Annotated in this window: 9 protein-coding genes, 1 tRNA gene and 1 pseudogene; 3 read left to right on the top strand and 8 right to left on the bottom strand. The window is 65.3% G+C overall.

Going from position 1 to position 15,881, the window contains the following annotated elements:
* Positions 1-95: 95 nt before the first annotated feature.
* The 7 genes and pseudogenes from ABTU82_RS16000 to ABTU82_RS16030 form a co-directional block, all read right to left on the bottom strand.
* Entirely contained in the window at positions 96-3,206 is a 3,111-nt protein-coding gene (locus ABTU82_RS16000) for an HD domain-containing protein (RefSeq protein ID WP_407174255.1), read from the bottom strand.
* A gap of 182 nt (positions 3,207-3,388) precedes the next feature.
* Positions 3,389-4,642 (bottom strand): annotated as a pseudogene (locus ABTU82_RS16005) (IS3 family transposase).
* A 208-nt stretch (positions 4,643-4,850) separates the two neighbouring features.
* Positions 4,851-5,705 carry a hypothetical protein gene (locus ABTU82_RS16010; protein ID WP_407174257.1) on the bottom strand — a complete coding sequence of 285 codons (855 nt, stop codon included), beginning with the start codon at positions 5,703-5,705 and terminating at the stop codon, positions 4,851-4,853.
* Positions 5,702-7,393, bottom strand: a complete 1,692-nt coding sequence (locus tag ABTU82_RS16015; protein ID WP_407174259.1) for an AAA family ATPase — start codon at positions 7,391-7,393, stop codon at positions 5,702-5,704. The genes ABTU82_RS16010 and ABTU82_RS16015 overlap by 4 nt, the downstream gene beginning before the upstream one ends.
* Positions 7,394-7,651: 258 nt before the next feature.
* Positions 7,652-7,723 (bottom strand) — tRNA-Arg (locus ABTU82_RS16020).
* Between the two features lie 112 nt (positions 7,724-7,835).
* Positions 7,836-8,180: a histone-like nucleoid-structuring protein Lsr2 gene (locus ABTU82_RS16025; RefSeq protein WP_407174261.1), complete on the bottom strand. Its 345-nt coding sequence runs from the start codon at positions 8,178-8,180 to the stop codon at positions 7,836-7,838.
* 135 nt (positions 8,181-8,315) lie between these two features.
* The gene (locus tag ABTU82_RS16030) at positions 8,316-9,167 is read right to left on the bottom strand and encodes a helix-turn-helix transcriptional regulator (RefSeq protein ID WP_407174263.1); all 852 of its coding nucleotides are present in this window, start codon (positions 9,165-9,167) and stop codon (positions 8,316-8,318) included.
* Between the two features lie 136 nt (positions 9,168-9,303).
* Between ABTU82_RS16030 and ABTU82_RS16035 the strand changes: the two genes are divergently transcribed.
* Together ABTU82_RS16035 and ABTU82_RS16040 are read left to right on the top strand one after the other, a co-directional pair.
* On the top strand, positions 9,304-9,657 hold the full coding sequence (locus ABTU82_RS16035; RefSeq protein ID WP_116647551.1) for a DUF485 domain-containing protein: 354 nt from the start codon (positions 9,304-9,306) through the stop codon (positions 9,655-9,657).
* Positions 9,654-11,276 carry a solute symporter family protein gene (locus tag ABTU82_RS16040; protein ID WP_407174266.1) on the top strand — a complete coding sequence of 541 codons (1,623 nt, stop codon included), beginning with the start codon at positions 9,654-9,656 and terminating at the stop codon, positions 11,274-11,276. Before ABTU82_RS16035 ends, ABTU82_RS16040 begins: the two co-directional genes overlap by 4 nt.
* A 55-nt stretch (positions 11,277-11,331) precedes the next feature.
* Here ABTU82_RS16040 and ABTU82_RS16045 read toward each other — a convergent pair whose 3' ends face one another.
* Positions 11,332-11,841, bottom strand: coding sequence for a methylated-DNA--[protein]-cysteine S-methyltransferase (locus tag ABTU82_RS16045; RefSeq protein WP_407174268.1), 510 nt, complete (start codon positions 11,839-11,841; stop codon positions 11,332-11,334).
* A gap of 167 nt (positions 11,842-12,008) precedes the next feature.
* Here ABTU82_RS16045 and ABTU82_RS16050 point away from each other — a divergent pair, with 167 nt between their 5' ends.
* Entirely contained in the window at positions 12,009-15,743 is a 3,735-nt protein-coding gene (locus ABTU82_RS16050) for an AAA family ATPase (RefSeq protein ID WP_407174270.1), read from the top strand.
* The last annotated feature ends 138 nt before the right edge of the window (positions 15,744-15,881 follow it).

Genomic DNA, 15,881 nt, shown 5'->3' on the forward strand with positions numbered 1-15,881 from the left:
ATGGCAGTTCAGCGGTGATATGCACATTCACACCGCCGACAACCGATGGGCACCAGTCCCCAACGCGGCGCAAGTGCCCCGCCGACGCGTCAGCTTCACTCTTGATCACGCGCTCGACGGTCCCACTGGTCGACGTTAAGAACTCGAGTCGCGGCAAGAGTGAAGGCGTGCAGCACGCTAGCCTCATCGAGTATCTCGTATAGTGAAAGCTCTCTCAGACCCGTCAGAAGCGATTCTTGTGTGGCGGCGTTACCAGATGCTCGTCCGAGCAATCGCATCGCGGCGCTGGCGGCGCCCGGTGTGTCCACAAGAACATTCGTAACAAGTAATGCAATTGCCCATGACCGATGCTCGCTCGGCACATTCTCGGAGGCCGCTTCGATTTCGAGGAGCGGGCTACCGGGAAGGACGTAGAAACGTCCTTGGCACTTAATAACACTCTCCTCAATCCCATCGGAGGTCGCGTCGGATCCCGCAGGCAGGCACACGTCGCCTGAAGCGCCGCCGCCGATGCGCGCAAGGAGCTCCATACGCTCGCTGAGGGCCGATGGCAAACCCTTCGGTGTTCGAATGATGGTCCACCTTGGATTGCCAAGATTGCGAGTCCAGAGTGCCCGGAGGATTCGTGACTCGTCGTCGGTTTCGAACTTGACCGGGTCCCAGCCTGCCGCGAATAGGCGCCCCCGGTATCCCCCGGATGGCTGAAGTCCACACACCATCACACCGTTCGGGAGCCGCATCGACTCTGAAATCCCCAGGGCGCCAGTCAAACTAGTGAGCGACACCGAAGATGCCCCGCGGATGGTGCCAAGAACCCGTTCGAAGTCGGAAACAGACGTACCCTCTACGGTCCAAACAGACTCGACTGATTCTAGATCTTCAAGGGACCGACGCTCACGGCCTCCGCCCTGCTCGACGAGAATAAATGGCAACCTCATAACGCTCGCGCGGAACCGCGATTCTGATTCCAGTGCCGGCACATTTGCTATCTCCTGAACCAGATAGTTTCCCTCTGTTGCAGCTCGCGTTGCAGAGTTCTTCCGGTCGCTCTCCAGGTTTTTCATCTCGCCATCGATGTGACCGATGTACGCGCTATATACCCGGTCTAGATAGCGGTCATATTCATCTGTTCGCTCGATCGCGCTCCGGGCGACATTCGTCCGCGGTGCGTGTTTGCCGGTCACATTCGCCATCGCGGCCACGCCGGATGCAATCTTGAACCCGGGAGCAGCATCGGTGACGCGGACGCCCCCGATGGCGGTTCCAAGGATCAAGCTCGGCCGGGACCCAGACCTGTCCAAATCGACGCGCAGGAAACTCCACTCTTGCAGCCACCGGCTCCATGCCACGGCATAAGCGACCTCGTAACCGTCACCGACACTATGCCGGATTTCAACCTGATCTCCCCAGGTGTTGACGAACCCACTCTCCGACGTCCGAATCTGCGCCGAGCTGATGAGCGCAGACTGCAACGCCGATGCCATCGAATCGAACCCGATTGGCACCGGGGTACCGCCGTCGACGGAAAGTGTGACAGCGCAGTCCGGCTGAAGGCACCAGTATCCGAGAACAGCCTCGAGGTCATCGAGCGACGCGCTAGAACGAAGTTTCAAGCGGACTGAGGTTCCATGCTTCCGCAGCAGTTCAGGCACCTGAGCTGAAGTCTTTTCGAGCAGTCGCACCAAGTATTGGCCGTGCACGTCCCGCAGCGTAAGCTGCCGCGCTTGCGCTTCGTCCTCGTTGACGGTTATGACCTGTACATCGTCGGCTACCATGAACGCCGTCAACACGCCAATACCAAAGCGACTGATCGAGGCAAAGTCTGGATGTGTCTTTCTAAACTCGGGATCCTGGTATCGAGAGGACCCCACCCGCAGAAAGTTGTTCTCAATGACTGACTGTGTCATGCCGGTTCCATTGTCGGCGACCGTAAGCACGCGTTCGGTGGAATTCCAAGAAATTTCGACCAGAGGGTGAAACTCCGGCGTCGAGCCCAGGAAACCCTGCAGACGAACGGCGTCCAGCGAGTTCTGCAGAAGCTCCCTGACGACCACTCCGCTGTCGTTGTAAAGCGTGTGCCCCGTTAGCAAGTCGAGGATCTTGCCTTGATCGATGGTGAACTCATACGGCTCGGCGATGAAGCCCTTGGCCACCACATTGGAAGAATCAATTCTCTTCCAAGGGAAGACGTAGCCGTCCGCCCCGGCCGCAAGACTGGCGGCGGCCCATCGGTGCGTGAGGGCGACTTGCTCGCTCGCATACTTGAGGTATTGCGTCAAGCCGAAAAAGCCTTCCGAGTCCTTGAATGCCGCATGAACCTCAATCACATCGGGGTCAGGGGCAACTTCGCCGTCCTCGACAGCGACGCGGCGGGCGCGTACCCGCTTCACCGCCGCCTGTTTGGCCCACTCGAGCTGGCTCTTCGGGTTGCGGGGGTTGATCACTAGCGCCGACATGGAGGGGACTCGGCTCTGGCTGATATCCAATAGATCAGCGGTGCGCAGTAGGAAAGCTGCATACTGGACGTTCGCTTCCTCCTGAGGATCCTGTCCGTACGGCTTGTCGATTCTGTACTTTCCGACATCGTCGAGGTCGTCGGAATGGTGGCTTTCGCACACCAAGCCCAGATCGTCTAAGAATGTCTCCTCGATTCCCCCAAAGATTTTGCGGAGAGCCTCGACAATTCGCTTGTCAAAACCGAGGCTAGGGTCTGGGCTTTCATGCAGCCAGCTTCTAATGCGCTTCGCGTGGTTCGCCCGGACAAACTCTTGGTACAGGAACTTATCCGCGTCGGCGCCGGGCATGGCATCTAGTTGCGCTCGATAATCAGCGTACTCGGGGTCCCCATAGTCGCGGACACGGCGGACAAAGGAGGTGTACCCGTCGAAATTTTCGCGGTTGTCGTACTCGTCCCGGGTGACCATCAAACCGAAGTCGTGCAAGTAGGTTGCAAGAGTGATGAGTAGCCAGTCGGCGGCGGTCATCCGCGCTGAAGCATCTTCTGGAATCAGCCAGTCATACATTTTGAGCATGCTGTCGATGTGACTGATGTCGTGCTTGGTGTATTCCTCCAACAGCCCGAACTTGCCGAACTGCGTGAGAGCCTCCGCGACCTCGGTTCGCACGTGAGAGAGACTGAGGGCCGAAAAGGCAGGATAGACCTGCGCCAGTACCGCACGCTGTTCTGCGCTGGTTAACAGTTCCATGTTTTCTCCGCCCACCCAACAAATGATCACGCGAACCCCTCACGCGGTGTTGACCAAGCGTAGCCAGGGCAGACGCCTGTGTGCCGTAGGCGCACGGTTCTGAAATCCCAGAAATGCCACGCGCGTCGAAACACGCATACTCCTGACTCGCCCCGGCATGTCCGGAGAGCGAATTGCTGGTGTCAGCCGGCTCTCTCGACCGGTTCGATGCGAGCGTAGTCGAGCTGCTCGACCTCGAGTGGTGGGAGGTCGTCGATCGAACCGTGGGTGCGTTCGGTGTTGAACCACAGCACCCAGGACGCGGTCGCCGCCTCGACCTGTTCGACGTCCCGCTAGGGGCCGTCGTGGTGGATGAGCTCGGACTTGTAGAGCCCGATCTGCGACTCCGCGAGGGAGTTGTCATGCGCATCCCCGACGGACCCGACCGATGCGTCGATACCCTCGTCGATGAGCCGATCCGTGAAGGCGATCGACGTATAGACCGACCCCGCGTCGGTGTGATGGGTGAGCCCTGCGAACCCCGGTCACGCCCTTGTGGCGGCGGGTCCAGAGCGCCATGTCGAGGCAGTCGAGCACGAGCGGGGTGGTCGTGCTGGTGGCGGCGCGCCAACCGAGGATGCGGCGGGAGTGCGCGTCGAACACGAACGCGACGTACACCCAGCCGGACCACGTCCACACGTAGGTGAAGTCCGCGACCCAGAGCTGATTCGTGCGGAACCTGGCGAAGTGCCGGTCGACGAGGTCAGCCGGTCTGGTCTCCCGCAGCGCCGTGTGGACAGGGCGTTTGCGTTTCCCGCGGACCACGCCGCCGATCCCCAGCTCCCGCATGAGCCGTTCGACCGTGCAGCGGGCGATGTCGTGCCCGTCGCGACGCAACCGAAGCCAGAGCTTGCGGGCACCGAGGATCTTCCGCTGCTTCTCCCACGCCGAGAGGATGATCGGCTTCCACCGCTCATCCGACACCTGCCGGGATGACGGACCGCGCCCGAGGGCGTCGTAGTAGGTCGATGGGGCGATCTTCACGCCATGCTGGGTCAGCACAGCGCAGATCGACTCGACACCCCACCGCAACCCGCCATCGGCGCGGTCCTTGTGGTCCTCGATGAACGTGACTATCGCTTCTGTGGCCGGTCGAGCTCGGCCGCGAAGAAAGCCGAAGCCGCCTTCAAGATCTCGTTTGCCCGCCGCAGCTCAGCGTTCTCCCGCTTGAGCCGCTTGATCTCCTCCGATGCTTCGGTCCTGATACCGGGGCGTTCGCCGGCGTCGACCTGATTGCGGCGGATCCACGTCCGGATCGTCTCCGGCGACCCGATGCCGAGCATCTGCGCGACCGCGGTCATCGCCGCGTACTCACTCGAGTAGTTGGACCGAACCTCGGCGACCATACGGACAGCGCGCGCACGAAGCTCGCGCGGATACTTGCTGGGACGTCCCACGAGACAGATCCTTCCAAGGAATCATGTCTCCGGACATGCCGGGACGAGTCAAGGGTGCGTTTTGCATATTATCCAGGCATTTTCCTGGTGTGCAGGTAGGTGTAGGGGAGTGCGTCTAAAGGGTGTTGATCACCCTGGGGGCCTGCGTGCATTGTTGAATCGTCGATTCGTAGGTCAAACGCACCGCGGGTCTTCAATCGGTTCGGAATCAAGCAGCGGCGTCGCTTGTATCGCTGTCGGTCGCAGGGTCGGACTGCTTCTTACTCCACGCAATCAGGAGGTCGACGATTCGACCCTGGGATGGGCACTCGAGCATCGTGAGGCCTCGTTTTGTCGCAGCCTTCTCTCCCTTTTCCCAGGTCGCATGGCTCACGCGCCCGGTCACGCACAACGCAACATCCCGCTGTGGGTCAAGTGAACCCCAGGTCTTGTCGAGATCGCGGGGCGGTTTGGACTTTTCGCTTTCGACCCAATGAACGTTCGCTTCAGGGATGCCCAAGCGGTGCGCGAAATCATCGATTGCCGATGGTGTTGCGCCGCCGCCGACGACATGGAGGTGTAGCCCCGCAAACACACGTTTGACTCGCGCTGCGTCGAACGCCTTTGGCTCAAGCTCGGAATCAATGAGCAACTCGACGGCGTCGGACCCTAAGTTGATAGCGTCTGTCGGAGCACTCCAGTAATTGTAGTCCGACAGTAGCGCGTCAAGCTCTCCTCGATGCTCAGTCGCGTCCATCACGATGGCGAGCTGCGCCGCCTCCTCACCAAGGTAGGCGGGGGTCAACTCGAGCGCTTCAGCCTCGCCGGGCCCCCGTGATACGCGGGAGAGGATCCTTTCCATCGCGATCTGGCACTCCCGTCCAAACGTCGGCGGCCCGAAGTTGACTTGCTGTTCGGGATAGCCAAGCGCGCCCAGTTGGTCGATGACCCAGTGGAACGCCTCGTGCCCGATCACCTTGCTAGTCCCAGCGATGGACACCACTCGTTTCCAGAACGCCTCTTGGTCGATGGGGCCGCACGTGGTGGGAGCGATCAGCAGGTGCGGGTCTATCAGCACCGTCATTCGGTCGAACGCCGGCTGGCGATTGCACGGACGATGGCCCGGGCTTCCTCGTCCTGTGCGTCGAAAAAGCCCCGTGGCCAATCGTCGAGATTACCCAAGTCTGTCACGCGGAGTTCGCGAACCTCTGTCCCGCCCCGCAACTCCTCGGCGAACAAGATATGTACATTCTCTGCCCCCGCCTTGCGTTCGGCGATCCGGCGGCGCAAGCGGGTAATTATGTACTCGCTGTGTGTCTCGACCACTACACACACGTCGCGTCGTGCAAAAAGCAGAAAGTCCCCCAACCTCGACTGCACTGACGGGTGCAGGTGCAACTCTGGCTGCTCCAGTAGCACCACGGAGCCTGGTGGAGCGTCGAGAACAACTGCGAGAACCGGGAGAAGTTGGCTCGCACCAACGCCGATCATGGTCAGGTCTCTAGGCACGCCATTGACGCTGATTCGAAGGCCGCGACCTAGCTTTCCTTGATCCTCTACCGAGACGTCGTCTCCAATGCCGAGGTACCCGGCCCATAGGCTAACGGCCGTAGTGAGGTCGGCGCGTCTCTCGCGGCGGTCCCAGTCCCAAAACTTGACGTTTCGAGTCCGTGTCGAAAGAAGCTCAGCAGTGCGTTCCCCGCGCAGGCCAACCGGGCTCAAGGGGTTTCGCGAGCCGCTCTTCGAAACGACCTGCGGTTCTTCGCGCAGCGGACCCAAGTACCTGACGCTGGATCCCAGACGCGATAGGACGTCGTTCGCGACTAGCAGCGAGTGGAAGGCCTCAGCGTAGCTTGGGATCATCAATGACACGTATCGGGGTGAGAGCCTTCGAGTTGCATAGGCGAGCCCCGGCCGGATTGGGACAGGCTGCCACGCTCCGTCGCCCCCTCGCTCGGACAGCGCCACCAGGATCGTGTCGAGAGTGCTCCGAGACAGTCTCGCAGCGGTGTCTTCTTCGAACAGGTCTCCTCCGATGACCGCCCTCACCGCTTCAGTGAGCGCGCTAGCCTCCTTCTCGACCTGGGCTCGATAGAAGTTTGAGAAGACGAGCTCTGTGAACCGCTCCGCCGCCTCCGGGTTGCTACGCAATTCCGAGAGCGAGAAGGTTCGACGAAGCTCCGTAAGGGTTGAACGGCTATCGACTCGCGTATGAAGAGCTGCCGGAGCAAGTCCGTTGAATGTCAGGTAGGTGTGGGATGGCGCTTGGCGACCGCCGATCTCCCTGATGCGGAGGATGGTGTCGCCATACGTCCGGTCGCCATCAACGTGGGAGTGGGCACGTTCGGTGACACGCGAGTCACTCGCTAGGAGGAGGGGCTCGCCATCGCGAGCAACTGCACACTCGGAGACCCGCAGTCCGTCTTGTGTGGATCTAAGAGTGAGCTCGACGTGCCACTCGGCAACTTCCTTGCCGACCTCGACGGTCGCACTGCATGCGATTGACAACGCCGTGGCACCAGCTCGAACCACATCACGAGGAGTTCCGAGGCGTACCAGACTCCCATTGAGTGTCACTTCTTGATCCCCGGACTGAGCCAAGAGCAAGAGACTCTGCAGAAGGCTTGACTTGCCGGAGCTGTTCGCGCCGGCAAGGGCAACAAGACCGGTCAAGGGCGTCTCGGCGAACTCAATCGCCTTAAAGTTGCGCACCGTCCACGACATCAGCTGCTGCGTGATTGGCCGCCCGAACCGCGACTCGAGATCTGCCACAATCCACCCTTCGATCTGCCCGCACTCATCCTTGCATTAGCCGCCGCGGGCCGCCTCTCTAGAATCGAAAGCCGCTGCGATGGGCTCGGCTGTCTGCAACCTCGTGCGCCACGAGGCACCCGCCGGCCGTACACCGATGAGTCGAAGCAGCCGATCCAGGGAAGCGGAGCCCCAGACTGCGCACTTGAGTGGCGCCCACCGACGTGAACGGTGGTCTGACTAAAAAAGAAACTCCTGGTCAGGAGCAAAAACAGAGTGTGCCCCTGGAGGGACTCGAACCCCCAACCTTCTCCTTAGGACGGAGCAGCTCTTCCATTGAGCTACAGAGGCAGGTGCTCCAGTGTATCGAGCGATCCGTGCGTCACGCTCGCCCGGTGCACGCCACGAGAGCTGCAGCGCACACGCCCCTGCGCGCCGCAGCTCTCGAAAACCGGCTACTGGTTCAGCGGCTGGCGTCGTACGCGTCGAGGATCGAGGCGGGGATGCGGCCGCGCTCGCTGATGTCGTGGCCGTTCTCGCGCGCCCACTGACGGACGGCGCCAAGGTCGCGGCCGCTCTGCTGGCGGGTGGAACGGCTGCGCGAGGTCGTCGTGCGGGCGGCGGCGCCGACCGAGCGACCGGCGTCGATGAACGGCTTCAGCGCGTCGCGCAATTCGGCGGCGTGCTCGGCCGAAAGGTCGATTTCATAGGGGCGACCGTCGAGCGAGAAAAGGACGGTTTCGCCGCCATCTTCGAGGGTCTGACCGTCGAGGTCGTCGATCAGCTGGGTGATCTGCTTACGTGCCATGGGTGATCTCTTCTCCTCCCGACCGACTGCGGGTGCGGTCGAGAAATTTCATCGTAGCTCTCCGTCTGAGCGGTCCAGAATAGGCGAAGAATACGATATAGGGATATCTCACCGACAGCTAGGTGGGTCGCGGCATCAGGGCAAGATGCCCGCGCGCCTCGCTTTGGTGACGGCAGAATGCCGGGTCGATGCATCCAATTTGGACATTGCCGATGCGAGATACGACTTCACCGTCGTTTCGCGGAGTCCGAGCGACGCACCCACCTCAGAATTCGTTGCCCCCAATGCCGCGCACGCGAGCACGTCGATCTCGCGCGGCGACAAAGCAACATCGAGTTCGACCATGGGCGTGCGCTGGTCGCCCGAAAGAGCGGCGAGACGTTGCTCGAGGCTTTCCAGACGCGTGCGGAGAGATTCGTCGTCGACGCCCGCCGCGATGCGCCGCAGCTCGGCGTACGTCTCACGCAACTCTTCCCGAGCGCCCGCCGCGATGGGTTCCGACGACGGGGGAATGGCGGTGAGCCGGCGGTCGACTTCGTCGCGCACCCGCAGTTCGGTGGCGACCTCCGCCGCGACCCGGAACGCGGGTTGCGCCACGACATCGCCGACGGATGCTTCGTGCCACGCGCCGCAGTACAGCACTCCTCGCGCCGTTCCCGTCACGACGATGGGCACCGCGAACAGCGTGGAGATCCCCTCGCCGAGGATCGCGCGGTCGTAGTCGTGGGTGATCGTGCGGGACGTGCGGTAGTCGAGGGCGAGCCTCGGGCGCTTCTCGACGAGCGCCCGCCCGCCGAGGCCGCGATGCGCTTCGACGACGAGGCCGTCGAGGCTGCGCCCGCGGGCGCCGACGATCGAGGTGACGTGCACGGCGCCGTCGTGCTCGAGGCCTCCGAACGCAACGGGAAAACGCGTGCGCCGGGCGAGATCGCCGACCGCGCGTGAAATCAGCTCGGTGTCACCGACGCTGCCCGTCCGTGCTGCCACGCACTACCTACTTCCGGGGGTGACGGCCTCATCGCCGCCTTCGTAGCGTCGACGATATCACCGGGGTCGCCACCGGCGTCCGCGGTTCTCGCTACCGGTGCAATGCTGCGCCGGGCCGATGAGGCAAGGAGGCCCCATGTCGGATCCACGCGTCGATGTCACCCCGTCGGATGACATCGATTACATCGCGGTCGAGCAATCGCCGCCGTTCCAAGAACTGAAGAAAGCGCAGCGAAGTTTCATCTTCCCGCTCGCGATCGTGTTCCTGCTCTGGTACTTCGTCTATGTGCTGCTGTCGTCGTTCGCGACGGAATTCATGTCTCAGCGAGTGTGGGGCGACGTCACCGTCGGGCTCCTCCTCGGCCTCGGTCAATTCGTCTCGACCTTCGTCATCACGATGGCCTACGTCGCTTATGCCAATCGCCGGCTCGACCCTCGAGCGGCGGCCATTCGAGCCGACCTCGAGCGCGCATCGGGAGGCCGGTCGTGAATGATGTGCTCGGCGCCGTCGATACCGCGGTGCAGACGGTGGAGAACAACCCCGTGCTGAATATCTCGATCTTCGGCGCATTCGTCGCGGTGACCCTGTTCATCGTGATCCGCGCCAGTCGCAACAACAAGACCGCCGCGGACTACTACGCGGCCGGTCGATCGTTCACCGGACCGCAGAACGGCTTCGCCATCTCCGGCGACTACCTGTCGGCGGCATCGTTCCTCGGAATCTGCGGAGCGATCGCGATCAACGGCTACGACGGCTTTCTCTACTCCATCGGCTTCCTCGTGGCCTGGCTCGTCGCGCTGCTGCTGGTCGCCGAGCTGATGCGCAACACGGGCAAGTTCACGATGGCCGACGTGCTGTCGTTTCGGTTGAAGCAGGGCCCGGTGCGGATGGCGGCGGCGCTCACCACTCTCGCGGTCTGCTTCTTCTACCTGCTCGCGCAGATGGCGGGCGCAGGCGGTCTCGTCTCGCTGCTGCTGGGTATCGGCGACCAGCTGGGGCAGTCGATCGTGGTCGGCGTGGTCGGCGTGCTCATGATCGTCTACGTGCTGATCGGCGGCATGAAGGGCACGACGTGGGTGCAGATCGTCAAAGCGTTCCTCCTCATCGGAGGCGCGCTGGTCATGACGATCTGGGTTCTCGCCATCAACGGGTTCAACCTCAACACGCTGCTCGAGAGCGCGGTGGCCGCGTCGACGAGCGATCCGAAGGATGCGATCCTCGGCCCGGGACTGCAGTACGGCTCGAACCCGTGGGACTTCATCTCGCTCGCCCTCGCGCTGGTGCTCGGAACGGCGGGGCTTCCTCACGTGCTCATGCGCTTCTACACCGTTCCGACCGCCAAAGAGGCGCGTCGATCGGTGGTCTGGGCCATCTGGCTGATCGGGCTCTTCTACCTGCTTACTCTCGTGCTCGGATACGGCGCGGCCGCCCTCGTCGGACCCGACGTGATCAAGGCCGCACCCGGCGGGGTCAACTCCGCCGCACCGCTGTTGGCGCTCCAGCTGGGCGGACCGGTGCTGCTCGGCTTCATCTCGGCGGTCGCCTTCGCGACGATCCTCGCGGTGGTGGCGGGGCTCACCATCACGGCGGCCGCGTCGTTCGCACACGACATCTACGCGAACGTCATCAAGAAGGGCAACGTTCCGCCCGACGGCGAGGTCAAGGTCGCTCGACGCACCGTCATCGTCATCGGAGTGCTGGCGATCCTCGGCGGCATCGGCGTGCAGGGCCAGAACGTGGCGTTCCTGGTGGCGCTGGCCTTCGCGGTCGCCGCGTCGGCGAACCTGCCGACGATCCTCTACTCGCTGTTCTGGCGTCGCTTCACGACCCGGGGTGCGGTGTGGAGCATGTACGGGGGACTGGCTGCGGCGATCATCCTCATCGTGCTCTCCCCGGTCTTCTGGGGAACACCGACGAGCGTCTTCAAAGACACCGGGGCGGCGATCTGGCCGTTCAACAACCCCGGCATCGTCTCGATCCCCATCGGGTTCTTCCTGGGGTGGCTCGGCTCGGTGACGTCGCGCCGCAAGGAGAACCCGGCGAAGGCGGCCGAGATGGACGTGCGGTCGTTGACCGGCTTCGGCGCGGAGAAGGCCACCGACCACTGATCGACCCTCGGGGCCCCGGACGCGCATCCGGGGCCCCGACCGCACCGCCGGCGGCCTACACGCCGGCGGTGCGCTCGAGGTCGAGCAGGTACTCCTTCACCTCGGGGTGCCCTCCGTACTCGCCGATCGACCCGTCGGAACGAACCACCCGATGCACGGGCACGACGAGAGAGAAGGGCGTCGTGCGGCAGGCCGTGCCGACCGCGCGGGCGGCGCGGGGCTTTCCCGCGAGAGCGGCGACCTCGCCGTACGACGCGGTCTCGCCGTACGGGATCTCGGCCACCGCGGTCAGCGCCTGAAGCGTGAAGCCCCGCGCGAGACGCCAGTCGAGGCGGAGGTCGAATGCCCGCCGTTCACCGGCGAAGTACTCATCGAGCTGCGTCGCGACGAGCGCCCCCGCCCGGTCGTCGTGATGCGGAGCGACCTGAAGGAGCCTCGTAAGGCTCTCTATGGCGTAGGCGCGTTCGTCGTGTTCGAGGCGGAGGGCGACGAGGTCGTCGTCGGCGAAGGCGAGCAGCGCATCGCCCACCGGAGTCGGGTGCCAAGCGGTCGTGTACCGGGTCATGTTCCCATCCTCCGGGCCGGTGGCGGCGGGGTCGGCTCGCCGTGCAGAAACGGTGGACAAGGATGCTTCGACCCCCCGCTGGGGAGGAAAGGCCGATCATCCGGCGTGTCGGGTAATACCGCGAAACCCCGGAAGGATACCGGCGAGGAGCGCGACGCGCGCCTAGGGTGACTGTCGTGTGGCGAGCAGAGGGCGTCGTAGACGGCGCAGAGGGTGACGTGTCGGCGACGTCCGTTAACCCCGGAAATCTCGGTCTGTCTGAGCCGGGCGTCTCCGTCATGCATGTCGCGGAACCGGAGCGCGCCCGCATCCGCACCGAGGCCGCCGCGCTCGGCGGCAGATCGACGCTGCTGCGTTTCGACGACGCATCCGATGCCGGTATCGACATCACCAAGGCCCACCCCGGGAGCCTCCCGCAGTTCATCACCGGGCGCTCGACGCTGCTCTCCAACCTCTTCCGCGACGAGGTGGCGCTGCGCACGGCGCGCATGGCCGCCGAGCGCATCACCGCGAAGAACGTGGAGCTGCGCACGTCGCGCGGTCTCGAGCCCGTGCACCTCGCCGTCGGGCTCGCCGCTTGGCGCATCGGGGGAGTCGCGTGGTCGGCCCCCGTGCTGCTGCGCCCGCTGGCGATCCGCCGCCACCACGGCGACTTCGAGCTCAAGCTGCACGGCTCGTTCATGGTCAACCCCGAGCTGGCCAAGGCGTTCCTCACCCACTTCGGCATCCGGATCGACAGCCTGGCTCTCGCCGGCCTCGCCTACGACCGCGGTGTGTTCAAGCCGCAGCCTGTCATCGACCACCTGCGAGCCCTCACCACCCACATCCCGACGTTCGTCGTGCACCCTCGCCTGGTCATCTCGTCGTTCGCCGACGTCGGCTCGGCGATGGCGCGCGACACCGCCGACCTCGACCACCCCGTGCTGAACGCCCTCGCGGGCCACCCCACCGACCGCGCCCTCGTCATGCAGCGGCGTCCGGCCCCCGTGGTCGACGGACCCGACGAGCGCGCACCCGCGGCCGACGCGCTGCTGCTCGACGCGGATGCCGAGCAGGAGGCCGTGCTCGCGCGGATCGCCGCCGGTCAGTCGCTCGCCGTGCACACCCTGCCCGGAACGGGCGGCACCCAGACGATCATCAACGCGGTCGGTCGCCTCGTGCAGGACGGAAAGCGGGTGCTCGTCGTGAGCGCGCGCCGCTCGACCCTCGAGGGCATCCGCCACCGCCTCGCCGGAATCGGCCTCGACGGCCTCGCCGTCTCTCCCACGCACATCCGCCGCGACCTCATCCGCGCGATCGGACGCAACGAGAAAGCCGAGCAGCCGCGCGTCTCCGACATCGACGACGCTCTCGTGCGTCTGCGCACGGTGCTGCGCGACTACCGCCACGCGGTCACGGTCGAGCACCCGTCGCTCGGCGTCTCGGCCCTCGATGTGCTGCGCACCCTGACGACCCTGGCCGGGCGGTCGCCCGCACCCTCGACGACCACGCGCTTCGACGTCGCGACGCTCGAAGGCCTGGCCGACCGCCGCGCCGAGGCGGGCTCGGCGCTCGCCGCCGCCGCGCGCCTGGGCGAGTTCCGCTTCGGCCCCGACGACTCGCCCTGGTACGGAGTGTCGTTCACCCGCACCGAAGATGCCCGTGCCGCGCACGCCCTCGCCGGCAAGCTGCACCGCCGCGACGTTCCGAGCCTCCTCGAGCGCGGGTACGAGCTCATCGCCCAGACGCGCATGCGCCCGTTCCAGACGATCTCCGAGCTCGGCGGCTACCTGCGCCTTCTGCAGGGCATCCGCGAGTCGCTCGACCGCTTCAGCCCCACCGTGTTCGAGCGCCCGCTCGGCGAGCTCATCCAGGCCCACGCCGCGCGGCGCGACGCCGGTGAGATGAGTGGCCCCAACCGGCGCAGGCTCAAGCGCCTGTCGCGCGAGTACCTGCGTCCGGGTGTGCACGTCACCGATATGCACGAGGCGCTCGTACGCATCCAGGAGCAGCGCACCGAATGGCAGCGCTACGTCGAGGCGGGCGTCACCCCCGAGGTGCCGCTCGGACTCGCCGACGTCGCGGTCGCGTGGCAGCGCGTCGACGCCGAGCTCGGTGAACTCGACCAGATCCTCGGTCGTCAGAACTCCGCCCGCATGACGACCCTCCCGGTCGCGCGTCTCGTGCGCACCCTCGCGGGCCTCGCCGCCGAGTCGACCTTCTTCGACAACCTCGTCGAACGCGCCGAACTGCGTTCGGAGCTCGCCCGCCTCGGGCTCGAGCCCCTCCTGCTCGAGCTGTCGGTGCGGCACGTCCCCGAAGACCGGGTCGCCGACGAGCTCGAGTTCGCCTGGTGGCAGTCGGCCCTCGAGCACCTTCTGCGCACCGATCGCGCTCTCCTCGGAGCCAACACGTCGGTCGTCGATCGGCTCGAACGCGACTTCCGCCTCGTCGACGAGGCCCACGCCGCAGCATCCGGCCCCCTCCTGGCCGCCCGCCTGGCGCAGCAGTGGCGCATCGGCATCGTCGACCTCGCCGACGAGGCCGCAGCTCTCAAAGACGCGCTCAAGCGCGGAGCCACGACGGCCGAAGAGCTCACCGCCATCGCGCCCGGGCTGCTGCGCACGCTCGCTCCGGTCTGGCTGGCCTCGCCCTACGAGGTGCCCGAGATCCCCGACGCCGACGGCTTCGACGTGGTGCTCATCGCCGACGCCGGAGCGCTGTGCCTGACCGAGGCGGCGCCCGCCCTGCGGCGCGCCGGCCAGATCGTCGTCTTCGGCGATCCCGTGACGCAGAAGCCCACGCCGTTCCGGGTGAGCGCGACCTTCGCCTCCGACGAAGACACCGAAGACGAGCAGCCCTTCGACGACGCCTCGGTGTTCGAGCGCCTGGCCGAGCTGCTGCCGGTCGAGACCCTCACCCGCAGCTACCGCGCCGGCGGCGAAGACCTCGCCGAGCTCGTGAACGACGCCTTCTACGGCGGCGAGATCGTCTCGCTGCCCTGGGCCGGGTCGTACCTCGGACGCGGCAGCCTGAGCGTCGACTACGTCGAGGGCGGAACCGGTGCGCCCGACCCCGTCACGGGCGCCGTCGAGAGCCCCGACGCCGAGGTCGCCCGCGTTGTCACGCTCGTCGTCGAGCACGCCGTCAACCGCGGTGCGGAGTCGCTCATGGTCGTCACAGCCAGCAGGCGCCACGCCGAGCGCGTGCGCGCCGCGGTCGAGGCGGCGTTCGCCGGACGCTCCGACGTGTCGGACTTCGTCTCGCGCGACACCGCCGAACCGTTCGCGGTGCTCACCCTCGAGGAGTCCGTCGCCGAGAGCCGCGACCGCGTGATCTTCTCGCTCGGGTTCGGCCTCACCAAGCACGGCCGGGTGCTCAGCGACTTCGGCGACCTCTCGACGCCCGACGGAGAGCGACTGCTCACGGTCGGCATGACGCGCGCGCGCCGCTCGATGGTGATCGTGTCGTCGATCCGCCCGTCGTCGTTCGACGACGGACGACTCGAGCACGGCGCCGCCACCCTCATGGGCATCCTCGGCAACCTGGCCGCGCGCGGCCGCGAGTCGCGCCTCGAAGACCTCGCCGATCCGCTCACCCTGGCGCTCGCGCGCGAGCTGCGACGCCTCGGAATCGCCGTCGACGTGCACTACCGCGGTCTGCTGCCCCTCGTCGCGCAGCACGGCGGCAAGGCGGTCGTCGCCGAGAGCGATCCCGAGACGGTGGGCGATTCGCTGCGGGAGTCGCTGCGTCTGCGCCCGCAGATTCTGCGTCGCCTCGGCTGGCACTACGTGCGGGTGCACTCGTTCGATCTCTACAGCGATCCGGCAACGGTCGCCGCGCGCATCGCCGCTCTTCTCGGCGTGAAGGTCGACGGCCCGACGGCCGAATCGAGCACGCAGCCGATCGATGTCGTCGAGTGATCGCCAACGCGTCGAACGCGTGCCCGGCGCGCGTCGCGCGCGCCTGACCCCCGCCCCGGGAACCTCGCCCGAGCCGGTGCCGTCGGATGAGGAGCAGGATGCTGCGCCCGCCGCGCGAGCGGGGGAGTCGGGCCCGAA

The organism is Microbacterium deferens (assembly GCF_045517775.1).
Classification (GTDB): domain Bacteria; phylum Actinomycetota; class Actinomycetes; order Actinomycetales; family Microbacteriaceae; genus Microbacterium.

Coding starts and splice junctions, on each gene's coding strand:
- ABTU82_RS16000 (WP_407174255.1), bottom strand. CDS start 3,206: ATGGAACTGTTAACCAGCGCAGAACAGCGTGCGGTACTGGCGCAGGTC.
- ABTU82_RS16010 (WP_407174257.1), bottom strand. CDS start 5,705: ATGACGGTGCTGATAGACCCGCACCTGCTGATCGCTCCCACCACGTGC.
- ABTU82_RS16025 (WP_407174261.1), bottom strand. CDS start 8,180: ATGGCACGTAAGCAGATCACCCAGCTGATCGACGACCTCGACGGTCAG.
- ABTU82_RS16035 (WP_116647551.1), top strand. CDS start 9,304: ATGTCGGATCCACGCGTCGATGTCACCCCGTCGGATGACATCGATTAC.
- ABTU82_RS16045 (WP_407174268.1), bottom strand. CDS start 11,841: ATGACCCGGTACACGACCGCTTGGCACCCGACTCCGGTGGGCGATGCG.